Source organism: Aromatoleum toluvorans, from assembly GCF_012910905.1.
In the GTDB taxonomy this organism is placed as follows: Bacteria; Pseudomonadota; Gammaproteobacteria; order Burkholderiales; family Rhodocyclaceae; genus Aromatoleum; species Aromatoleum toluvorans.
The window spans coordinates 1-22,493 of record NZ_WTVN01000001.1 but is presented as its reverse complement, the minus strand read 5'-3'; the positions used below and the strand labels follow the sequence as shown (position 1 = coordinate 22,493).

At 64.8% G+C, this 22,493-nt stretch carries 19 protein-coding genes and 1 pseudogene; 17 read left to right on the top strand and 3 right to left on the bottom strand.

The window, feature by feature from the left end; genetic code table 11:
* The first annotated feature begins 248 nt into the window (after positions 1–248).
* From GPA22_RS00100 to GPA22_RS00080, 5 genes are all read left to right on the top strand, one after another.
* The gene (locus GPA22_RS00100) at positions 249–3,074 is read left to right on the top strand and encodes a winged helix-turn-helix domain-containing protein (RefSeq protein WP_169254081.1); all 2,826 of its coding nucleotides are present in this window, start codon (positions 249–251) and stop codon (positions 3,072–3,074) included.
* Between the two features lie 197 nt (positions 3,075–3,271).
* Positions 3,272–3,682 carry an ester cyclase gene (locus tag GPA22_RS00095; protein ID WP_169254080.1) on the top strand — a complete coding sequence of 137 codons (411 nt, stop codon included), beginning with the start codon at positions 3,272–3,274 and terminating at the stop codon, positions 3,680–3,682.
* A 133-nt stretch (positions 3,683–3,815) separates the two neighbouring features.
* Complete coding sequence (locus tag GPA22_RS00090; protein ID WP_169254079.1) at positions 3,816–4,604, top strand: SDR family oxidoreductase; 789 nt, start codon at positions 3,816–3,818, stop codon at positions 4,602–4,604.
* Positions 4,592–5,545, top strand: coding sequence for an EthD domain-containing protein (locus GPA22_RS00085; protein ID WP_169254077.1), 954 nt, complete (start codon positions 4,592–4,594; stop codon positions 5,543–5,545). The genes GPA22_RS00090 and GPA22_RS00085 overlap by 13 nt, the downstream gene beginning before the upstream one ends.
* Complete coding sequence (locus GPA22_RS00080; protein ID WP_169254076.1) at positions 5,542–5,994, top strand: nuclear transport factor 2 family protein; 453 nt, start codon at positions 5,542–5,544, stop codon at positions 5,992–5,994. Before GPA22_RS00085 ends, GPA22_RS00080 begins: the two co-directional genes overlap by 4 nt.
* Before the next feature lie 108 nt (positions 5,995–6,102).
* Here the strand turns inward: GPA22_RS00080 and GPA22_RS00075 are convergent, their stop codons facing one another.
* From GPA22_RS00075 to GPA22_RS00065, 3 genes are read right to left on the bottom strand one after another with little or no spacing between them, the layout of a single operon-like run.
* On the bottom strand, positions 6,103–6,408 hold the full coding sequence (locus GPA22_RS00075) for a Rieske (2Fe-2S) protein (protein ID WP_169254075.1): 306 nt from the start codon (positions 6,406–6,408) through the stop codon (positions 6,103–6,105).
* Positions 6,409–6,442: 34 nt separating this feature from the next.
* Positions 6,443–7,489 (bottom strand): aldo/keto reductase, encoded by a 1,047-nt coding sequence (locus GPA22_RS00070; RefSeq protein ID WP_169254072.1) that lies wholly within the window; start codon positions 7,487–7,489, stop codon positions 6,443–6,445.
* 14 nt (positions 7,490–7,503) lie between these two features.
* Positions 7,504–8,214: an ester cyclase gene (locus GPA22_RS00065; RefSeq protein WP_169254071.1), complete on the bottom strand. Its 711-nt coding sequence runs from the start codon at positions 8,212–8,214 to the stop codon at positions 7,504–7,506.
* Between the two features lie 332 nt (positions 8,215–8,546).
* On the opposite strand from GPA22_RS00065, the gene GPA22_RS00060 reads away from it, so the two are divergent.
* The 12 genes and pseudogenes from GPA22_RS00060 to GPA22_RS00005 form a co-directional block, all read left to right on the top strand.
* Entirely contained in the window at positions 8,547–9,800 is a 1,254-nt protein-coding gene (locus GPA22_RS00060; protein WP_169254069.1) for a cytochrome P450, read from the top strand.
* Between the two features lie 49 nt (positions 9,801–9,849).
* Positions 9,850–11,034, top strand: coding sequence for an alpha-hydroxy acid oxidase (locus tag GPA22_RS00055; protein ID WP_343035925.1), 1,185 nt, complete (start codon positions 9,850–9,852; stop codon positions 11,032–11,034).
* Entirely contained in the window at positions 11,034–12,476 is a 1,443-nt protein-coding gene (gene aldA / locus GPA22_RS00050; protein ID WP_169254065.1) for an aldehyde dehydrogenase, read from the top strand. The genes GPA22_RS00055 and aldA overlap by 1 nt, the downstream gene beginning before the upstream one ends.
* Before the next feature lie 257 nt (positions 12,477–12,733).
* Entirely contained in the window at positions 12,734–13,516 is a 783-nt protein-coding gene (locus GPA22_RS00045; protein WP_169254064.1) for an SDR family oxidoreductase, read from the top strand.
* Positions 13,513–14,721, top strand: coding sequence for an acetyl-CoA C-acetyltransferase (locus GPA22_RS00040; protein WP_169254063.1), 1,209 nt, complete (start codon positions 13,513–13,515; stop codon positions 14,719–14,721). The genes GPA22_RS00045 and GPA22_RS00040 overlap by 4 nt, the downstream gene beginning before the upstream one ends.
* Positions 14,722–14,731: 10 nt before the next feature.
* On the top strand, positions 14,732–16,132 hold the full coding sequence (locus GPA22_RS00035) for an enoyl-CoA hydratase-related protein (protein ID WP_169254061.1): 1,401 nt from the start codon (positions 14,732–14,734) through the stop codon (positions 16,130–16,132).
* A gap of 63 nt (positions 16,133–16,195) precedes the next feature.
* On the top strand, positions 16,196–16,513 hold the full coding sequence (locus GPA22_RS00030) for a 2Fe-2S iron-sulfur cluster-binding protein (protein WP_169254060.1): 318 nt from the start codon (positions 16,196–16,198) through the stop codon (positions 16,511–16,513).
* Positions 16,514–16,560: 47 nt separating this feature from the next.
* Entirely contained in the window at positions 16,561–17,793 is a 1,233-nt protein-coding gene (locus GPA22_RS00025) for an NAD(P)/FAD-dependent oxidoreductase (protein ID WP_169254058.1), read from the top strand.
* Positions 17,794–17,823: 30 nt separating this feature from the next.
* Positions 17,824–18,603: an enoyl-CoA hydratase/isomerase family protein gene (locus tag GPA22_RS00020; protein WP_169254057.1), complete on the top strand. Its 780-nt coding sequence runs from the start codon at positions 17,824–17,826 to the stop codon at positions 18,601–18,603.
* Positions 18,604–18,907: 304 nt separating this feature from the next.
* A complete protein-coding gene (locus GPA22_RS00015) occupies positions 18,908–20,317 on the top strand; it encodes an FAD-binding oxidoreductase (protein ID WP_169254055.1) in 1,410 nt (469 codons plus the stop codon).
* A 16-nt stretch (positions 20,318–20,333) separates the two neighbouring features.
* The gene (locus GPA22_RS23000) at positions 20,334–21,032 is read left to right on the top strand and encodes a glutathione S-transferase N-terminal domain-containing protein (RefSeq protein ID WP_169254054.1); all 699 of its coding nucleotides are present in this window, start codon (positions 20,334–20,336) and stop codon (positions 21,030–21,032) included.
* A gap of 37 nt (positions 21,033–21,069) precedes the next feature.
* Positions 21,070–22,493 (top strand): annotated as a pseudogene (locus tag GPA22_RS00005) (indolepyruvate ferredoxin oxidoreductase family protein); the annotation flags it as partial.

Here is a 22,493-nt window from a genome sequence, read left to right as displayed (position 1 = left end):
GGGCTTCTTGTCCCGCCTCACTGCGGCGATTGATGCATTTGCGCCGCCGCTGCGGTCTGTGGCGTCCCGCCGGCTTCCTTGGGTAGAGTGGGGGCGAACGGTCGGTGGCCCCGTAACAGGTGGCGTCAACTCGACACAGGGGCTGTGGGTCCCTGTGCGAACCGCCCGGCCCGACCAAATTCCATTAGTGATAGCGCACGTTCCCGTTGCGGCATCGCTTTCTTCAACCCGTTCTGGCTTGAAATCCCGTGTTGATTGCGACCAAACTTGTCCCTCCGTCATACCGAGTCAAGCTCGTCGAACGGCCGCGCCTGGTCGATCGGTTGAATGAGGAGGCTTATCGCAGCCTCTTCCTGATCAAGGCTCCTAGCGGGTTCGGCAAGACGGCGCTGCTCAGCCAGTGGCGCCAGAGTTTGCTGGCGCAGGGCTGCAAGGTCGGCTGGATAAACCTGGACGACTCGGACAACGAGGAGAGCCAGTTTCTTGGATATGTCATGGCGGCGCTGCAACAGGCAGGCTGCGATTTCGGCCAGGGAGCACTGGCAGTCTATCAGCGGGGTGAGCCCAACGCGGCGGCATTGTTCGTGACTGCGCTCATCAATGACCTGTCCACCCTGGACAGCGAAATCTATCTCGTGCTCGAGGATTACCACTGCATCACCAACCACGAGATCCATGCATTGCTCGAGCGTGTGCTTGCGTATGCGCCAACCAACTTTCATCTGGCGATTTCATCCCGCACTGAACCGCCTTTTGCGCTGCAGCAGCTAAGAATTCACGATCGGGTCACCGAGGTCGGGATCAAGGCTTTGAGGTTCACCCACGACGAGACTCGCGAGGTGTTATCCAAGCGCGTGCCCGCAGAGGTCAGTCAGGAGCAAAGTCGTGAGATTCACGACGCCACGGAAGGCTGGGTGGCGGGCATTCAGATGCTTTCGATGGCCTGGCGTGCGGACGATCCTGACGTCGCGCATACGGCGCTCAGTGCCCTGCGCCCCCAGATGTCGGAAGCGATCTTGCAGAGCACGCTCGACAGCATGGCACCCGAAATTGCCGACATGCTTCAGCGGCTATCCATTTTCGACCGTTTCTCGGCAGAGCTCTGCGAAGCTGTAATTGGCATAAGCAATGCGGAAGAAGCGCTTGAAAAGTTGGCTGCGGATTGCGCACTGCTCGTGCCGTTGGATCACAAGGACCGTTGGTATCGCTTTCATCCGCTCTTCGCGGACTACTTGGGTCGTCGTCTGGTGGCAGGTGTTGTCGACGACTTGGGTGTATTGCATGCTAGGGCGCGCGCCCACCTGGAGCGTAAGGACGCGTCTCTTTCGCGCGAGTTCATCGCCTTGATTCGGGAATGCCGCGTCGCGCTTTCCACCGTAGATCTTGGATCCCTGCATCTCAAGGCCAGCGTGTGGTTCGAGCAGCACGGCTACTATATCGAGGCTGTGCAGCATGCTGTCGGCGCAGATGAGGACGAGTATGCCTACGACCTGATTGAACGATGCGCGATGACGGTCGTGGCGGACGGGGACTTGAACACCGTGCTCGCCTGGCTGACCAACATGCCGGAGGCGGAATTGTCGAAGCGCTGGCGCCTGCGTCTGGCGAAGTACTGGGCAGCGGTGCTGAGCAATGATCTGCGCGCCTCGTCAGTCGATCTGCAGAAGCTCTCTGCTGGCGTTTCTGTTCCGAATGGAATCACCCCCTTCGAGTTTGCCGTGTGCCGGGCCGCGTTCGCTTGCGTGGCTGAACAGAGTGCGGACGTGCTGGAGCTCGACGAACTTTGGCCGCCTTCGGGCGACACATTTCATAATGAGGTGGCTTGCAACGCACTGAGCTATGCCTATTCCTTTGCCGGACGGCATGAGAAGGTGAGGGAGGTTCAGGCGTGGCTCATGGAGAATGTGCGTGCGCCAAATATCACTTTCGCATACAACCGTGGTGTCATCGCCTGGACTTCGGTGATTCAGGGCGATCTTGCGTCGGCTGAAAGGATGCTCCGTGACGCCGTCTCGATTACCGAGGAAAAGTACGGGCGGCGATCGATTCCGGCATGCGCCGTTGCAGGCTATCTCGCCGAAGTGCTCTATGTGACTAATGCACTCGACGACTTGGAAGGTCTGTTGGCAGGCAGATTGGACGTGATGAACCGGATGCTTTTCTTCGAAAGCCTTGTTCGCGCGTACGTGATGGGCGCGAGGGGACGGTTCGTGCAGGGTGATGTGCATGGCGCCCATGACCTGCTGGACCGACTCAAGAGCTATGGAAACAGCAAGGGCCTCGTGCGGCCGGTCGCAGCAGCGATAGGTGAACGGGTCCGGATGGCGCTGCTGCAGGGAGACAGAGCAAGTGCGCAGTCGTTGCAAAGCCGACTCGATGGCATCGCCGATGGTTATGGCGACGAGAGTTGCTGGCCGTCTCTGGGTAGCGCCCTTGAGATACCGCTGACGGCGCGTCTGTCACGTATCCGCTGCATGATCGCCAGTGGCGATGCGGCCAACGCGCTGCAATTCCTGGATTCGCTTGCACGTCTTCCGGTGATTTCAGAGCGCTTCGATATCTCGATTCGGGTTCACATACTGCGGGCGATGGCGCTGGAAAGTCAGAAGGAAAGGGAAGGGGCAGAGCAGGAAATGGATGTCGCACTGCGGTTGAGTGCGTCGGCAGGCGTGGTGCGCAGCTTTACCGATGAAGGAAAGTCCTGCGAGACCGTGCTTAGAGCGATTGCTGCAAAGTTCGATGGGGGTAAGCGGGACCTCGATGATGTGCGCGCTCATTTGGATCGGATTCTGGCCTCGTTCGGTGCACCCCAACAACCGATGCCTGAGACGGTGCCGACTCGACGGGAGATGTCTCCCGAGGTCGGATCGTTCAAGTTGAGCATGCGCGAAAGAGACGTTCTTCAATTCCTCGCCCAGGGGATGCCCAACAAGCGTATTGCGACGACGATGAACGTCTCGATCGACACGGTCAAATGGCACTTGAAGAACATTTTCAGCAAATTGGATGCAGCAGACCGCTTCCAGGTCATCGAGAAGGCGCGACTTGCCGGGCTCATCGCCCGCCTGCCCTGAGCGGAGGAGGGACCTGGTGATGATATTTGGCGTGTCCGGCCCTGCCGTGGCGCCCTTTGCCATCCCGTCTCCGCAGCGCGTCGTCTAACGTCTCCTCATCGACGCCGGCTTCGTGCCGCCCGTCGATCCCACGAATACTGAACCGCCATCGTCGCGCGCACCGGCGCGCCGCCGAGCCGTTCCCCGAGGAGACGTAGATGAATTTGAAATGGGCCCAAAACTGGATCGGCCTCTTTGCCGGCCGCACCGATGAACTGATGTCCCTCTATTCCCCGGATATCCAGTTCGAGGACGTGAATTTCGACCTCCGTATCAACGGGGATCTCAAGGCCTTGCGGGAGTTCTTCTCCGGTTTCGTGATCGCCAACCCCGACGAGTCCTACAACAAGTTCGAGGTCTTCGACTACATGGGCGACGACAAGCTCGGCTCCTTCCAGTGGACGTGGGAAACCAAACACGCGGGGGACTTCCTTGGCGTGCCGGCGGCCGGCAAGGTGACCAAGACCCGGGGCGTCACGGTGATGGGCTGGCGGGACGGCAAGATCATTCTGGAGCGCAGCATCTGGGACGCGGTGCCCGTGTTCCGCCAACTTGAAGTCATAGCCTGACCTAGGGCCGGCCCTCCGAGGCCGGCTCGGAATGGCTCTTGCCCCGACGACGCCAGCGTCGGCCGGGGCGGCTTGTCGTGGAGCAGACCGGCTCCCGACCTTCATTTTCCAGTGCGGATGGGTCTGAGCGAACATGAATATTTACGAAGAACTGTTTTCGGTGGCCGACAAGACGGCGCTGGTCACCGGCGGCGCGAAGGGGGTTGGTGCCTTCATTGCCGAATCGCTGGTGCGGGCGGGTTGCCGGGTGTTCGTCACCGGCCGCTCGCGGGACGCCGGGGAAACCTTTGCCCGGCGGATGGCGGCCCATGGGTCGTGCACCTATCTTCAGCATGACCTGGCCAGCCCCGCCCAAATCGAGGTCCTGGCGGCGGAACTCGGGCGCCGAGCCGGCGCGGTGGACATCCTGGTGAACAATGCCGGGAGCTTCAACGCGGCCGACATCGCTTCAGTCAAGGCGGAGGACTGGGACAGCCTGATGGCCCTCAACCTGCGTACGCCCTTCCTGTTGGTACAGGCGCTAATGCCGCTCCTGACCGCCCGGGCCTCCGGCGCGGATCCGGCCCGGATCATCAACATCGGCTCCATCGGTGGCCTGATGCCCCAGAGCAATGGCGCCTACGCCTACGGGTGCAGCAAGGCGGCCGTGCACCAGCTGACCCGGATGCTCGCGTCGGACCTGCGAGCCAGCAACATCAATGTGAATGCCATTGCGCCCGGATTTTTCCCGAGCGACATGACTGCAGGTTTCTTCGAGGCTGTCCCGGACCTGAAGCAGGCGGTGATCGGGAAGATCCCGGCTCATCGGCTCGGGACCGCAGAGGACCTGGGGGGCATGGTGATCTTCCTGTGTTCGCGCGCCGGTGCCTACCTGACCGGCACCATCACCCAGGTGGATGGGGGCTTCCTATGCGCAGCGTGAATAACCCGGAGGTGGGGCCCGCGAGCCAGGTGACAACCATCGCCCTGCTGACGAGGAAGAATGGCCTGTCGCCCGAATTGTTCAGCGCCTATTGGCGCGATGTGCACGGCATTCTTGCCGCCCGCATCCCGGGATTCGAGGCCTACACCCAGTTCCACCTCGGCCGAGCCATGCAACGATGGCTGAACCTGCCCGAGGGGGTGTCCACGGCGGTGCCGTCGGGCACGCGCATCCACGGGATCGCGGAAGTGATCCTCAATGCGGAGGAGGATCGGGCTGGGCTCGCGTCCAGCACGGTAGCCGCTCATATCCAGGGGGACGAGCAATACGTCTTCCGGACTTCCTTGCTCTACAACCTGGCGCCGGGGGCGAGCCGGACGCATGTGTGCCGGGGGCGCGCGGAGTCCGATGCAACCGTGAGCACGGCGGCCAACGCCACCCTGTTCCTGCTGCTGGGGCGTCGCAAGGGCTGCTCGCCTGACGAGTTTGCCGCAAGCCTGGAGGCCGGTCTGATTCCGGCCCTGGCAGAAGAGGAGGGGATCCGCAAGCTGCGCACCCATGCCCTGGCATCCGGCGATCCGAGCCTGTGGTGTACGACCGGCGTCGAAAACCGGCAGACATCCGCCACCGCTTTCGACATCGTGCTCCAGCTGACGGGGGAGCCGGGTAGCCGGGTCGTGGAACTGGTCAATCAGGGCTTGGGGCGGATTTCCCCGAGCCAGCTGGACACGCTGGGGAAGCTGCACGCGTATGAGGTGCGGGGCCGTTTCCAGATGGTGCGCGGCGGACGCCCCACGCATCTCGGTCTCCGTGGGTTCAGTGTGATGAACACGATTGCGGCCGCCGGAGCGGAGAACCAGCGCAGTACCCCGGTGCTGGAAGCGATCTACGGGGTCGCGCCCGCGTCTACCTGCGACATGGAGACAGGAGTGACATCGTGAAACTGGAAGTGCTGCTGGAGCAGAAGAACGTCGAGGGGGTGCTGCTGGCTTATGCCACAGCGCTGGACGAGCGGAACTGGGCGGGCCTGGAAGAGGTGTTCAGCACCGACGCGGTGACCGACTACCGAGGCATCGGGGTGTTCGAGGGGCGCGAGGCGATCGTTGCCGTGGTGCAGGATTTTCTCGGGGCCTGCGGCCCGACGCAGCACATGATCACCAACATCCGGATAGAGCTCCAGGGCAGCACGGCGCGGTCCAGCTGTTACCTTCAGGCCACCCATGGCGGTATCGGCCCCCATGCCGGGCATACGATGACGGTGTGGGGCGAGTACCAGGATAGCCTGGAGCGACGTCCGCAGGGTTGGCGGATCGTCCATCGGACTTTGGTGGTGCAGCACGTGGCGGGGGATGTGGGCGTTGCTTTGCGGGGCGTGATGCCTGCGGGTTAGCCTCTGTCACCCGGCAGCCCGTCACCGGCATGGCGGGGCTGCAAGGGGGCAAAGGAGAGGGGGCGGATCGCAGGATCCGCCCCTCTCTTCTTGTCGTTACGGGTCGCTCTATAGTCCCACCAGCACGTCGTCCCCTTCCACCTTGACCTCGTAGCGCTGCAGCATCATGCAGGGGTCGTCCGGCGATACGCCGGTGGTCAGGTCGAAGGTCCAGCCGTGCCAGGGGCAGCTGATGGTCGTGCCGTCCAGCTCTCCTTCCTCTAGCGGGCCGTTGGCGTGCGGGCACAGGCCGTTGGTGGCGACGAAGTCTTCGCCGACTTTGAAAAGCGCGAGCTTCTGATTGCCCACTTCAGCGCCGAGCTGCCCCTTGCTCTGCAACTCGGCGACAGAGCAAACCCGATGGAAAGTACACATGAATGATCTCCTTTCAAGTACGAAATGAACGTGCCTAGCGGGATAAGGGAAAGTGGGGGACGTCGATCTGCTCGAACATTCCGCCGTAGCCCAGCGACATGGACATGTCCCATTCCAGCATGTTGTAGGGGTGGCCTGGATCGAAGGTGCTGGCCTTGTCCAGTATGGCGAGGGAGGCGTCGTCCAGACGCAGGTCGGCGGCCCGCATGTTTTCCCGCATCTGCGCGGCGGTGGTCGCCCCCACGATGGGGATCACGCCCCGCGACATGATCCAGGCCAGGGCCACCTGGGAGGACGCCACCTCCAGCCGGTCCGCGACCGAGTCCACCGCCAGGGCGATTTCCCGATTGCGCTCGGTTAGGGCCTGCAGCTGCATGGAGTCGAGCCGCACCGGCCCGTCGGCGCGCCGGGGGCGAGTGTACTTTCCGCTGAGGATGCCGCCTGCCAGCGGCGACCAGGCGGTTACGCCCATCCCGTATGTCTTGGCCAGCGGCAAGTGTTCCCGCTCGATCGAGCGCTGCACCAGGCTGTACTCGAGCTGCATGCAGCTCACCGGTGCCAGGCCCCGCAGCTCATGAAAGGTCTGGGCCCGGGATACCACCCAGGCTGGCACGTCCGACAAACCCACATGCAGGATCTTTCCGGCCCGTACCGCGTCGTCCAGAGCCCGCTGAACCTCTTCCACCGGCGTGGTGAAATCCCACCAGTGCACGATGTAAAGGTCGATGTAGTCCAGGTTGAGCCGCTTCAGGCTCTCGTCCAGGGACTGCCGCAGGCTCTTGCGGTGCATGCCCGCCGCGTTGGGATTGCCGCTGCCGGGAGTCGCGTTCGCATATTTGGTGGCGACGACGAATCGCTCCCGCTCGGGGGCAACCAGCCGGCCGACGATGCGTTCGCTCTCGCCGCCGGTGTACATGTTGGCCGTGTCGATGAAGTTGCCTCCGGCCTCCACGTAAGCGTCGAACACCGCGCGGACGTCTCCTTCGGGACGGGACCAGTCGGCGCCGGGGCCGAAGGTCATGGACCCCAGGCACAGTCGGGAGACCCGCAGGCCGCTGCGTCCGAGAATGGAATAGCGCATGCTCGTCTCCCGGCTCAGCGGACCAACTCCGGATTGTTGCGCCAGCTTTCGTCGGGGGCCGGGATGACGCCCAGCTGCATCGCGAATTCGCGGAAATTCCAGTGTGTGCGGCAGCGAACGATCTTCCCGTCGCGGTAGAACTGGGTCGTGGTGCCCCGGGTGACAGTGGTCTTGCCGGCGGCGGGAATGCCGAAGAAGTCCGAATTGTGAGTGGCTTTCCAGACCCACTGCATGTAGCCCCACTCGTCGTACTCAAAATCCGAGCCGATCAGGATGTTGTCCGCCAGACGGTGATAGTCCTTGGCGTTCCAGCCCGCGGGCACGCCGTCCTTGCGCGTTTCGGGCTTGCTGCCCCTGGGCGCAGTGCCGCCGTCGTAGCTGATCATCTCGAAGAGGTGTACGCCGAACGGTGAGTCGGGACCGGAATTGTTGAACACCACGAAGGCCTTGTAGAGCTCTTCCTTGGTCGTGATGGTCTGGGCAAATTCGATGTCTTCCCAGACGAAATCGTCGGCGTAGTAACCCAGCACCTCATCAGCGCCCTTTTCGAAGAAGGCGGTCACCCAGTCCTGAGCGGAGGCGAAATTCTTGCGCGGGCGGCCGCCTGCCATCGCGGATTCACCGTGGATGGAGGGGGAAGTGCCGCCGCGCAGCCTGCGGGCGAACTCCTGCTGTTCGCGGGACATGTGCTCGTCGCGAACCTGATGGCCATAAAGGATATGCATGGTTGTCTCCTCGAAATATCGGAATCGTCAAATGCCGTGCGTTGCAGCGAGCAGAGTTTTAGCCCGTCCCTCAAGCGGACTCCACTGCATTGGAAGTCATGGCGTGGCTGATCGTGACAACTTCGATTTCGCGGGGTGTGGCGGAGCAGAAAAGGTAGTCAGCTGCCTTGATTTGTCACGGCTTGTTTGCCGTTGGCACGTTCGGCTCTTCGGGGCCCAAGGGGGCAGGCCTAATCTCGCCCTGCCATTCAACACATCGAGTCCGCGCAACCTTCCGGAAGGAAATCGGCGAGGCCGGGGTCGGACTTCAAACAGGTCAGGAGGAGAAAATCATGATCGAGAGTGCCGCACAAAAACATGAGATGCGCCCCGATGCAAAATCCGGGAAGAAGTACGATCCCCTGGACCCGGAGGTGAAGCAGAGTCCCTATCCGTATTACGAGAAGATGCGCCGGGAGCAGCCCATCATCTGGCTCGAGAACATGAAGGCATTCGCGGTCGCGGGCTATGACGATGTGGATGCCATGCTCAAGGATCCCGCCACCTACACTTCGACCAAGTTCTGGCCCGAGCTTCTCGGCGAATACGATCCGGTGCCGGAAGTGCCTCCCATGATCTCCATGGACCCGCCGAACCACACCCACCTGCGCAAGCTCACCACCAAGGCCTTCACGCCTTCGAAGGTGGCCCAACTCCAAAACCGCGCCGGCGAGATCGCGAACGCCCTGGTGGATGACATCATCGCGAAGCATGGACAGGAAGGCCAATTCGACTGGGCCTGGGAATTCACCGCCCTGTTTCCGGTAACCGTGATCGCCGAATTCCTAGGGGTGCCCACCGAGCGGCGGGCAGAGTTCAAGGTGTGGGTGGATGACATCCTCTCCGCCGCGAACCGGCTGGCCTATAGCCCCGAGCGGTTGGCCCACATCGCCAATAGCCGCGACTCGCTGCGCGCCTTCTTCGAGGAACTGTACGACCTGCGCGCCGCCAATCCCGGTCCGGACCTGATCTCGGCCTTCATCCAGGCCGAGGTGAATGGGGAGAAGCTGACCCGTTCCGAAGTTCTCCAGATGTCGGTGCTGCTCCTCATCGGCGGGGTGGAAACCACCACCAACCTGCTCGGCAATACCTTGGTGGAGCTCGATCGCCATCCCGAGGTGTACGCGCGGGTGCGTCAGGATCCGTCGCTGATCGGCCCGCTGCTCGAGGAGGTGCTCCGCTACAACCCCCCGGTCCAGATGATCTTCCGCCACGCGACCAAGGATACCGAACTGGGCGGGGTGAAGATTCCCAAGGGTTCCACGATGATTCCGCTACTGGCTTCCGCCAACCGGGACGAGACCCGCTTCCCCAACGGGGAGGTGTTCGACATCGACCGCCGCATCGAGTCGCCGCTGATGTCCTTCGGTCAGGGGCCCCACTTCTGCCTGGGTAGCTACCTGACCCGCATGGAAGCCAAGGTGGCGCTGGAGGTCGTGTTCCGGCGCTTCGCCGAATTGAGCCCGGTGTCGGATCACGTGCATTGGATCGACTCCTACTTCGCCCGCGGTCCGCACACCTTGCCGGTGCGGTTCAAGGTTCGTTGAAGGACTGAAGCGGGGCCCGACAATGAGGCGACTCGAGGACTGTTTGAACGTGGTCGATTTTGAGAGTGCGGCGCGGGACGTATTGCCCGGCCCCGTCTTTCATTACATCGACGGCGGTGCCGACGACGAGGTGACGAAGCGGGCGAATACTGCGGCCTTCGAGCAGTACCACCTGATTCCGCGCTACCTGCGCGATATCCGCGCGATCGACATGCGCCGAACGGTGTTCGGCTGCGAGCTGCAATGGCCCCTGATGCTGGCCCCCACGGGCCTCACCAGGGTATTCCATCCCGACGGCGAGGTGGGGGTGGCCGAGGCGGCAGCGGCGGCGGGGACGGCCTACGCACTTTCCACCATGGCTACGAGCAGCATCGAGGAAGTGGGGGCGGCGACGCAGGGACCCAAGATCTTCCAGCTCTACTTGCTGAACGACGATGCGCTCAATTTCGGCCTGATCGATCGGTGCAAAGCGGCGAACTTCGATGCCATCTGCGTGACCGTTGACACCATCGTGGCCGGCAACCGGGAACGGGACCACCGTACCGGACTGACGGTGCCGCCCCGCCTGAACCGGCGCAACCTGCGCCACTTCGTCCAGCGACCGGCCTGGTGCCTGCGCTATCTGGCCGCGGGTGGAGTCGGCCTGCCCAACGTGCCAGCCGCAAGCGGCGGCGATCTGGGGAGCCTGGCGGCCTACTTCGCCAGCAAGATGGAACAGAACATCACCTGGTCGCGCCTCGAGCGGCTGATGGCCTACTGGGGCAAGCCCTTCGTCGTGAAGGGGCTGCAGTCGGTGGAGGATGCGCGCAATGCAGCCGCCTGCGGTGTTGCAGGAATCATCGTCTCGAACCACGGCGGCCGTCAGCTGGATGGCGGCTCGGCCACCATCGACCTGGTGGCCGACATCGTCGATGCGGTGGGGGATCGGCTCGAGGTGGTGATGGACGGCGGCGTCCGGCGTGGCAGCCACGTGGTCAAGGCCCTGGCGATGGGGGCCCGCGCGTGCATGATCGGGCGCCCCTACCTGTACAGCTTGTCGGCCTTCGGCAAAGCCGGGGTGGCACGGGCGCTGACCTTATTGCGCAAGGAAACGGAACGAACCCTGGCGCTGATCGGTTGCGCCAGCGTGGACGAGGTGGGTCGTCATCACCTGACGGTTAATGCCCGGGTGCCCGATTTCCTTCGGGAGCGGCGTGTCCGGACGGAATTCACAGAAATCGGAGGAAGGACTTGATGGCTAATTTGGAACTGAATTTTCAGCATTACCTGGGCGGACGATTCGTGTCGGGGCCATCGGCAAGCATCCCGGTGTTCAATCCCGCAAACGAGAGAGAGATCGGCGCCGTCAGCGACGGCGGTGAGGGCCTGGCCGAGGAGGCCGTGGCCGCCGCGCGGGCGGCCCAGGACGGCTGGGCCGCAATCCCGGCCAACGAACGGGGCAACTACCTGCGCAAGATGGCCCAGCTGATACGCGCGCGGTTGCCCGAGCTCGCCCGCGTGGTGGCGCTGGAGCAGGGAAAGGTGCTGCCGCTGGCGGAGATGGAGGTGTTCATCACGGCCGAATACCTCGATTACAACGCCGAGTGGGGGCGCCGGATCGAAGGCGAGGTCATCACCAGCGACCGCAAGGGCGAGAACATCTTCCTGTTTCGCCGGCCACTGGGCGTGGTGGCGGGGATCCTTCCCTGGAACTTTCCCTTCTTCATGGTCGCCCGCAAGGTAGCGCCAGCCCTGGTGACGGGCAACACGATCGTCGTCAAGCCGAGCGAGGAGACGCCCTACTGCGCCTACGAATTTGCCCGGATCGCTCATGAGGCGGGGCTGCCCCCGGGTGTGTTCAACCTGGTGGGGGGGCTCGGCAGGACGGTGGGCCAGTCCCTCGTTGGGCATCGCTACGTGGACATGGTGAGCTTCACCGGTAGCTCCGCGGCGGGTTCGGCAATCATGACCAGTGCCGCGCGCAACATCACCAAGGTGAGCCTGGAACTGGGCGGCAAGGCCCCGGCCATTGTGCTCGCTGATGCCAATTTGGACTTGGCCGTGGCGGCGGTCCGCGGCGCCAAGGCCCTCAACAGCGGCCAGGCCTGCAACTGTGCGGAGCGGGTGTATGTCGAGCGCAAAGTCTATGCCGAGTTCTGCGACAAGCTGGCGGCGGGCCTGCGCTCGGTGGTGTACGGCGATCCCCTTGGCACGACGCCGGTGGAAATGGGGCCGGTCATCAACCGCGCGGCCGTGGAGCGGATCGGCGCCATGGTCGCCGACGCCCGGGCCAAGGGCGCCGAGATCCTGGCGGGCGGTGAAGGTTCGGCGGTCGGCAGCGGCTGCTTCTTCCAGCCGACGCTGGTGACACGTACCCGTCCGGACATGCAGCTTCTCCAGCGGGAAATCTTCGGGCCGGTGGTGCTGGTGGACCCGGTGGACGACCTCGATGAAGCCATCGCCCGCGCCAACGACAGCGAATACGGCCTGACGTCTTCCATTTTCACCACCAACCTAGGGGCGGCCTTCAAGGCCATGAACAGCCTGAAGTACGGCGAAACCTATGTGAACCGCGAGAACTTCGAGGCGATCCAGGGTTTCCATGCCGGCGTTCGGCGGTCCGGTATCGGTGGTGCCGACGGCAAGCACGGCCTGTACGAGTTCACTCACACCCAGGTTGCCTACGTCCAGAACTGATCCGAACTCTCCACTTTGCGGGCGGTTCGTCCGGGGTTCGCCGAAAGGCGGGTTTCCGGCGGCCGTCCGATTTTTTTTGTGCCGGGCGAATCCGAGCAGGCTTCTCCGGGTGATTCGCATTATTGGCATGAAATGTTAGCTGCTGGCACCTTGGGTTCTGTCTCGCAGCGGTGCGGACGGGCACATTTACTACCAAGCCCGGGCCTCCGGTACCGGAGCAAGGGATTTCCAAAGTGCATATTGCGAGGGGCGTATCGATGAAGCTTGGAGCAGGGATTTCAGCCGTGGTGACGGGCGGCGCTTCGGGTCTGGGGGAAGCGGTGGTGCGACGCCTTTCGGCCGAGGGGGCCAAGGTCGCGATCTTCGACATGAACGGGCAGCGGGGAGAGATCCTCGCCGGGGAACTGGGGGCGGTGTTCTGCAAGGTGGACGTCAGTTCCGACGAATCGGTTGCAGCGGGCTTCGCCCGTGCGCGGAAGGTCAACGGCCAGGAGCGGATCCTGGTGAATTGCGCCGGCATCGTCACCGGTGTCAAGACCGCCGCCCGGGACCGCAAGAGTGGTGAGGTCAAGATCTTTCCGATGGCGGACTTCGAGCGGGTGGTGCAGATCAATCTGCTGGGCACCTTCCGCTGCATGGCCCAGTCCGCCGCCGGCATGATGGACGCCGAACCGCTGGTCGACGGCGAGCGGGGGGTGATCGTCAATACCGCGAGCGTGGCGGCCCAGGACGGCCAGATAGGGCAGGCCGCCTACGCCGCATCGAAGGCCGGCGTGCTGGGCATGACCCTGCCCGTGGCGCGGGACTTCATGACCGAAGGTATCCGGGTGAACACCATCCTGCCCGGACTCTTCAATACCCCCATGATGGCATCCCTGCCTGATGCGGTCCGCGAGCCGCTGGCGGCCGGTGTGCCGTTCCCCCGGCGTCTCGGCGATCCTGCCGAATATGCGGATCTGGTGGCCTTCATGGTCAGCAACCGCTACATCAATGGTGAAGCCGTGCGGCTGGACGGCGCCATCAGGCTGGCACCGCGATGAGTACCGGCGCCTATATCTTCGATGCGGTCCGCACTCCCCGAGGGCGGGGCCGCCCCGACGGGGCGCTGCACGAGCTCACCCCGCTGGCCCTGGCCGCCCAAGTGCTGGGCGCCATCCGGGATCGCAACGGGCTGGATACGCGCCTGGTGGACGACGTAATCCTTGGCTGTGTGATGCCGGTGGGAGAGCAGGGCAGCGACATCGCCCGCATCGCGGCGCTGGTGGCCGGTTACGACGTCACCACGCCTGGAGTGCATGTAAACCGCTTCTGCGCATCCGGCCTGGAGGCCTGCAACATGGCCGCCGGCAAGGTCGCCAGTGGCGAAGCGCGTTTCGTGGTGGCCGGTGGTGTCGAGTCCATGTCCCGCGTGCCCTTGGCTGCCGACGGCGGGGCCATGATGGTGGACCCGAGCTTCGCCTTCGATCATTGCTATGCGCCCCAAGGTATCGGGGCCGATCTGATCGCGACCCTTTACGGCTTCGACCGGCAGGACGTCGATGCCTATGCGGTGGAAAGCCATCGTCGCGCCGCCCTGGCGTGGGCGGAAGGACGTTTTGCGCGTTCGGTGGTGCCGGTGACCGATCAAGCCGGAGTGGTGCTGCTGGACCGTGATGAAGCCATCCGTCCCCAGACCAGCCTGGAAACCTTGGCGGGACTGAAGCCGGCATTCCTCGCCATGGGGGCGTCGGGCTACGACGCCGCAGCGCTGCGCCGCTACCCCCAGGTCAGCCAGATTAACCACGTCCATCACGGCGGGAATTCGTCGGGGATCGTGGACGGGGCGGCGGCAGTGCTGATCGGCTCGCGGGAGGCCGGGGAGGCTATCGGCCTCAAGCCCCGCGCCCGCATCCTGGGGGCGGCTTCGGTGGGTTCCGAGCCCACCATTATGCTGACCGGGCCGGCTGTGGCCACCCGCAAGGTGCTGGACCGCTTGGGCATGACGGTCGGGGACATCGATCTGTTCGAGCTCAACGAGGCCTTCGCCTCGGTAGTGCTGCGCTACCTCCAGGTTCTGAACCTCGATCCGGCAAAGGTGAACGTCAATGGCGGCGCCATCGCGATGGGCCATCCCCTCGGCGCTACCGGCGCGATGATCCTGGGCATAGCCCTGGACGAACTGGAGCGCACCGGCAAGGGCACGGCCCTGGTGAACCTGTGCGTGGGTGCCGGAATGGGTACCGCCACCGTCATTGAGCGTGTTTGAGGCCTGAATCATGAACAACTTTTCGATCGATGTGGACGGACAGGGCGTAGCGGTGGTTCGCTTCGACGTGCGTGGCAAGGGCATGAACGTGATCTCCGACGAGGTGCAGCGGGAGTTCGACGAGGTGGTGGAAACCCTGCGCGCCGATCCGGCGATCCGCGGCGCGGTGCTGGTGTCGGGCAAGGCCAGCGGCTTTTGCGCCGGAGCCGATCTCGCCGAGTTGGTGGATAGCATGGCCCGCTGGAGTGAGGCCCGCAGTCAGGAGGAACTGAAGGCGGGGGTGGCTGATGCCGGCAGCTGGTCGCGGCGCGTCCGCGCCCTCGAAACCTGCGGCAAGCCGGTGGCGGCGGTGATCGCCGGGATGGCCTTGGGGGGCGGCCTGGAGCTTGCCCTGGCGTGCCACTACCGGGTGGCGGTGGATGACCCCACTCTGCGTCTGGCCTTCCCTGAAGCCGGGGTCGGCTTGCTGCCGGGCGCCGGCGGGACTCAGCGCCTGCCGCGCATCATGGGCGTCTCGGCCACGCTGCCGCATCTGCTGGACGGCAAGCCCATCGGCTTGGCCGACGCTTTGAGCAGCGGCGTGGTGCATGCCACCGCTCCCGCCGGCGAGCTGCTGGAGATGGCCCGCCGCTGGGTGCTGGAGCACCCGGGGGCGGTCGCACCCTGGGACGAAAAGGGCTTCCGCGTGCCCGGCGGCGGCGCCCAGGGCAGTGACGGTTATCGCGACTTCGCGCCGGCCATGGCGGCACGGCTGGCGGATGGGGGCGACCGGCTTCCGGCCACTGGCAACATCCTGAAGTGCGTCTACGAAGGCACGCAGGTGCCGATCGACTCCGGCCTGCGGATCGAGGCCCGTTACTTCTTCAATACGGCCAGGTCCGCGCGGTCCCGGGCGATGGTGCGCACCTTCTTCCTGTCGCGTCAGAAGCTGGCTAAGCGCCCGCACCGGGACGATCCGGCCCCCTTGTTGGAGCGCCTGCGGTTGGCGGTGGCGCGGGAATGCAAGGCCTTGGCGCAGGAGGACGTACCGGAAACCGTCCTGAACAGACTTTGCGCCCAGGTCGCCGTTCGATCCGAAGGTGCCGGCGAGACGGTGGCGAACGGCAGCGCGGCGGATTTCGACCTGGCCGAGGCCGGCAGCGTCGAGCAGCGCCTGCTCTACGCCCAGGTTCTGGCGGCGCTGCAGGCTCTAGACGAAGGCCTGGTATCCGATCCCCTGGAAGCCGATGCCATTGCGGTGAGCGCCGGTTTCCCTGCCTGGACGGGAGGACCGGTTTCCTTTGTCGAGATGGAAGGAATGGAAGCCTTCGTAACCCGGGCGGACGACCTGGCGGCGTGGTTCGGGCCGCGCTTTCAGGTTTCGCCCAGCCTGCGCGAGCGTGTTGTCGCGGGGCAAGGCTTTTATGGCTGAACGCTGTCTCCCCGCGGGGAGCACGTTCCGAGATGAACGCTTGATCAAATAAATGAGTGCGATATGGGAACGATTCTTGTCGAGAACCGGGCAGGCGTGGAAACGACGTTGAAGGCGGAGTTTTCCCGGAACCTGATGGAAGTCATGCGCGAGGGCGGAGTGGGCGAGATCCTCGCCCTGTGCGGCGGGACATGCTCCTGCTCCACCTGCCACGTGATCATCGACCCGGCCTTCGTGGACCGCCTGGACCCGATGGGTTCGGACGAGCACGATCTGCTGGATAACTCGGAACACCGCAGTCCCACGTCCCGACTGGCCTGCCAGATCGTTTTCAAAGAGACGATGGACGGTCTCCGGGTAAAGATTGCTCCCGAGGACTGAAGACCTTTCGCCTATCCATCAATCATTTGCCAAACGGGAGTAGCAGAATGCAACACTGGGACGTTTTGATCGTCGGGGCCGGCCACGCCGGGGCGCAGGTGGCTTCCCTCCTGCGGCAGCAGAACTTCAAGGGCTCGGTGGCCATGTTTGGCGATGAGCCGGAGCATCCGTACGAACGTCCGCCTCTGTCGAAGGACTATCTGTCCGGCGAAAAGACCTTCGATCGCCTGGCGCTGCGTCCTCTCTCCTTCTGGGCAGAGCAAGGAATCGAGGTCGTGCCGGGCCGGCGGGTAGTCGCGGTGGATGCAAAGGCCCACCGGGTGCGAACCGCCAGTGGAGAGGAATTCGGGTACGGGTCCCTGATATGGGCGACCGGGGGAGCGCCCCGCAAGCTGAGTTGCCCGGGTCACGACCTTCAAGGAGTGCATTCCGTCCGTACCCGTGCGGACGTGGATCGGATGATGGCGGGGTTGGACCGCACGAAGCGCGTGGTGGTTGTCGGTGGCGGCTACATCGGCCTGGAAGCCGCGTCCGTGCTGACCAAACTCGGCAAGTCGGTGACCGTGCTGGAGGCCCAGGATCGGGTCCTGGCCCGGGTGGCGGGGGAGGCCCTGTCCCGCTTCTACGAGGCGGAGCACCGGGCCCGCGGGGTGGACGTGCGGCTGTCGGTGGCTGTGGAACGTCTGGAAGGCGAGGACGGCCGCGTCACGGGGGTGCGCCTGGTGGACGGCTCCCTGCTGCCCGCCGACATGGTGATCGTCGGGATCGGCATCGTTCCGGCGGTGGAGCCCCTGGTGGCGGCCGGGTTGCCTCCTGCCAACGGCGTAGAGGTGGACGAGTACTGCCGCACGGCTCTTCCGGACGTCTTCGCCGTGGGCGACTGCGCCGCCCATCGCAACCCCTACGCGGCCAGCGCCGCGCCGATCCGTCTGGAATCGGTACAGAACGCCAACGATCAGGCAAAGGTGGTGGCCAAGTTCCTCACCGGCCAGCCGGAGGCCTACGACGCGGTGCCCTGGTTCTGGTCCGACCAGTTCGACCTGCGGCTTCAGACGGTGGGGCTGTCGACCGGCTATGACGAGACCGTGGTTCGCGGCGATCCGGCGACCCGCTCCTTCTCGATCGTATATCTGAAGGACGGGGCGGTGATCGCTCTAGATTGCGTCAATATCGTGCGCGACTACGTGCAGGGCAAGGCGCTCGTGAAGGCGCGCATGAAGGTGGAACCGCCCCTCCTGGCGGACGGTGCCACCCCCCTGAAGTCCCTGGCGGCCGCCTGACCGCGCCTGTCTGCAAGCATGGAGAAGCGGATGGAGCCAGTGAACCTGGTGGTATCGGATGGGGTGGCGCGCTTGATCTTCGATCGCCCCGAGGCCCTCAACGCGGTGGACGTGGCGACGTCCGAATGCCTGCTGGCGCACTGTCGGGCACTCCAGCAGCGGGACGATGTCAGGGTGGTGGTGCTCGCGGGCAACGGCCGCGCCTTCATGGCAGGTGGCGACCTGGCGGCTTTCAGCACCACGGAGGATCCGGCGGGTTTGGCCTCGGCCATCATCCGCCCGCTCCACGCCGCTCTGGAAATCCTGGCCGCCTTGCCGGTGCCGGTGATCGGTAGTGTCCATGGGGCGGTCGCCGGGGCCGGCTTCAGTCTGGCCGTGGGTTGCGACCTGACCCTCGCCGCCCAGGATGCCCGATTTTGCCTGGCCTATCTGGGCATCGCCACCACCATCGACGGCGGTGGTTCCTGGCATCTGGTCCGGCAGGTGGGCTTGCAGCGCGCAATGGAGCTGGCTTATACCAATCGCAGCATTTCCGCCGACGAAGCGGCTGCCCTCGGACTCATAGCGCGGGTGGTGCCCACGGAGCGCCTGGCGGAAGAAACTGACCTCCTCGTCGCACGTCTCGCAGCCGGTCCAAGCTTCGCATATGGCGGAGTCAAGCGCCTGCTGCGGGAGGCGGGCAACCGGGACTACGCTGCCCAGTTGGCAAGCGAGCACGACCAATTCCGTGCATGCGCCGCGGGCCCGGACTTCCGCGAGGGGGTTGCGGCTTTCTTCGAACGCCGCCGACCTCAGTTCCAAGGCCGTTGAGCGCGGTATCCGCCACGGGCATTCCGCCCCGTGCCCAGCAGTTCAAAAGATCCCGCCGCCGGCGGGATTTTCGTTTTTTCAGCCTGCACATCGAGTTGCTGGTCCCCGACTCCGGATGGCCGATTTTGGCACGAATTGCATTTTCGGCCGCCGAGGTGCCATCGAATCGCCTGTGTGGAATACGAAGAATAGGCCCCATGAAACGTCGGCCCGATTCCGGCAGTGGAGCAGGCGGGCGGGGTCCCGGCAATACGGACAGAGAGACGAAGGCGCCTCGCGCGCCGCACAAGAAGAGGTGAGTGGCATGGAACGGGAAGTCATCGACCGCGAGTTCATTTCCAGGCTGCGGGATATCGTGGGTAGTGAAGGGATCCTGACCGGGGACGATGTGCATGCCCGCAATCCCGGCGTCTTCATGTCCCGCATCGAGGCCTCCATCCTGGTCCGGCCGTCCACTACGGCCCAGGTTTCCCAAGTCCTGCGCCTTTGCCATGAGGCCCGTCAGCCGGTCGTGGTACAGGGGGGGATGTCGGGTTGGGTGCGGGCCACGCAAAGCCGTCGCGGAGATTTGATCCTCTCCCTGGAGCGGATGAACGCCATCGAGGAAATCGACCTGGCGAACCGGACCGCGACGGTCCAGGCGGGAGTCGTGCTCGAGGCTTTCCAGGACCGGCTGGAGCAGGACGGCCTGATCTTCGCCCTGGACCTGGGAGGCCGGGGCTCCTGCCAGCTCGGGGGCAATGCCTCGACCAACGCCGGCGGCGTGCGAGTGATCCGCTACGGGATGATGCGGGAGCAGGTTCTGGGGGTCGAAGCGGTGCTGGCGGACGGCCGGGTCGTGTCCTCCCTCAATCGGATGATCAAGAACAACACCGGCTACGACCTCAAGCAACTCTTCATCGGCAGCGAGGGAACACTGGGCGTCATCACCCGCCTGGTCCTGCGGCTGCGGGAGCGGCCGTCGAGCAGCAACACGGCCATGGTGTGCGCCGATCGCTTCGAGCAGATCGCCGGCCTGCTTCGTCATATGGATGGCGCTCTGGGCGGCCAGCTCAGCGCCTTCGAGATGCTGGACAACAGCTTCTACACCCTGAACACGAAGGAAGGGCGCCACACCCCGCCCCTGCCGACGGACAAGCCCTACTACGCGATCATCGAAGCCTTGGGGGCCAATCAGGCGCGGGATTCCGAGCTGTTCGAGCAGGCCCTCGAAACCGCGTTCGAGCGCGGCCTGGCGAGCGATGCGGTGATCGCCCGTTCCGAGCGGGAGCGGGACGCCATCTGGGCCATCCGGGAAGATCTGGAGCACGTGGTGCGGGACTTTCGTCCCTTCTACGCCTTCGACATCTCCGTTCCTGTTGGGGCGATGGAGGGCTACATGGCGCAGGTCAAGGCCCGGCTGGCGGCCCGCTGGTCGGCCGGTGCGATCGCCTTTCTCGGCCACGTCGGGGACGGCAACCTCCACATCGCCATCGGCGCCGGCGGGCCGGAGGACCGGGAGACCGTGGAAGCCTGCGTGTACGAGCCGCTGGCGGGGTATGCCGGTTCGGTTTCCGCCGAGCACGGCATCGGGCTGGAGAAGAAGGCCTGGTTCCCGATCAGCCGCAGCCGGGATGAGCGGTTCGTGATGCAGATCATCAAGCGTGCGCTGGATCCCCATTCGATTCTCAATCCGGGAAAGATCTTCGATCTGGAACCGGCCGCGCAAAGCTGATGACGGACAGCCGACCGTGAACAACGTCCAATTTCCCGCCCAATCGCACCTCCGCCTTCACGGCTATGCGGTGAGCAATTACTTCAATATCGCGCGCGCCGCCCTGCTGGAAAAGGGTGTGGAATTCGAAGTGATTACCCGGCGCGCCAGCCAGGAGCCGGAATTCCTCGAATTGAGCCCGATGGGGAAGATCCCCTTCCTGGAAACCCCGCGGGGCTGCATCGCCGAAACGGTGGCGATCCTCGAATTCCTGGAGGACGTGCTGCCCGAGCCTCGGCTGCACCCGCGGGATCCCTTCGAGCGGGCCAAGGTCCGCCAGACGATCAACGTGGTCCAGATGTACGTGGAGGTGCCGGCCCGCTCCCTGTTCCCCGGGGTATTCATGGGTGGCAGCAACAGCGAGGCGACGGTCGCCGCCGCGCGCCCGGTCCTCGCCCGTGCGATGCGGGCTCTGCGCCAGCTGGTTGCCCCCGGGCCCTTCCTCCTTGGTCCGGCCCTGACCTACGCCGATCTCTTCGCCTTCTACTGCCTGGACATCGCCGAGCGGCTGAGCCGCTTCGTGTACGGGGAGTCCCTCCTGGCGCAGGTGGACGGGCTCTCCGGCTGGTCGGCTCGAATGGCGCAGCGGGACAGCGCCCGGGTGGTGCTGGCCGCCTTCGACGAGGCGTTCTCCGACTACCTGGCGGAGAAGAACGCCGTGTATCGCCCCGCGTGACCCCCAAACGCCCTTGATGCCCCTGATTGGAACTGCCATGCGCGACGTAAAGCTTGAAGACAAGTACACCCTCGAAACCGGCACCGTGATGATGACTGGCACCCAGGCCCTCGTCCGGGTGCCCTTGATCCAGCGGGCGCTCGACCGGCAGGCCGGGCTCAACACCGCCGGCTTCATCTCCGGCTATCGCGGTTCGCCGCTGGGGGGCTACGACCAGGAGTTGTGGCGGGTCCGCGAACTGCTGGAACAGCAGGACATCCTGTTCCAGCCCGGGGTCAATGAGGACCTCGCCGCGACCGCCGTGTGGGGCACCCAGATGCTGGCCACCACGCCGCAAGCCAACAAGGACGGTGTCTTCGCCATCTGGTACGGCAAGGGGCCCGGCGTGGATCGCTCCGGCGACGCCCTCAGGCACGGCAACATCGCCGGCACGCATCCCCATGGCGGCGTGCTGGTCGTGGCGGGAGACGACCACTCCGGCAAGTCCTCCACCCTGGCCCATCAAAGCGAAATGGCCTTGATGCACGCGGGCATGCCCGTCCTCGCGCCGTCCAATGTCCAGGACGTGCTGGACCTGGGCCTCCTCGGCTTCGCGATGTCCCGCTATACCGGCCTCTACACCGGCTTCAAGCTCTGCAACGAGGTGCTGGAGCAGACCATGACCGTGGAGGCAAGGGGCGTTGCCACCCCGGCGTCGGTCGAACCGGATCGGGGGGAACTGCCTCCCGGCGGACTCCACAACCATCCCACCCACCTGGACCGCCAGCAGTCGGAAGTGGTGGCCAAGCGCTACCGCTGGCCCCTGGTCGCCAAGTTTGTCCGCGCCAATGGCATCGACCAGGTTCGCATCGCCGCCCCCCGGCGCGTGCTGGGCATCGTGGCCACCGGCAAGGCGGTGCAGGATGTGATCCAGGCCCTGCAGCTCCTGGGGCTGGACGAGACCGCTGCGGCCGCCTTGGGCATTTCCTTCTATAAGCTGGGCTGCATGTACCCGGTCGAACCCGAGGGACTGTTCGAGTTTGCCGCGGGCCAGCGAGAACTGCTCTTCGTGGAGGAGAAGGAGGGCTTTACCGAGGCCCAGGCCAAGGCGCTGCTTTACGGTCGTCCCGGCGCGCCCCTGGTGGTGGGCAAGCAGGACGAGGACGGGGCCTTCATGATCCCCTCCGACGTCCAGCTGGAGCCTATCCAGATCGCGGTGGTGATCGCCGAGCGCCTGCGTCGCCTCGGGGTGGAGTCGGTGGGTGTGGCTGAGCGCGCCCGCCAACTGGCCGACGAGCTGACCTGGGCCGCCGCGCTGGCGCCCGCCGAGGCGGCTCGATCCCCCTATTTCTGCTCCGGCTGCCCCCACAACTCGGGCACCCGTACCACGGAAGGCAGCATTGCCGCCGGCGGGATCGGCTGCCATGCCATGGCCATGTACAGCGGCCCGGCCATGCTGCCCAACACCCAGATGGGCGGGGA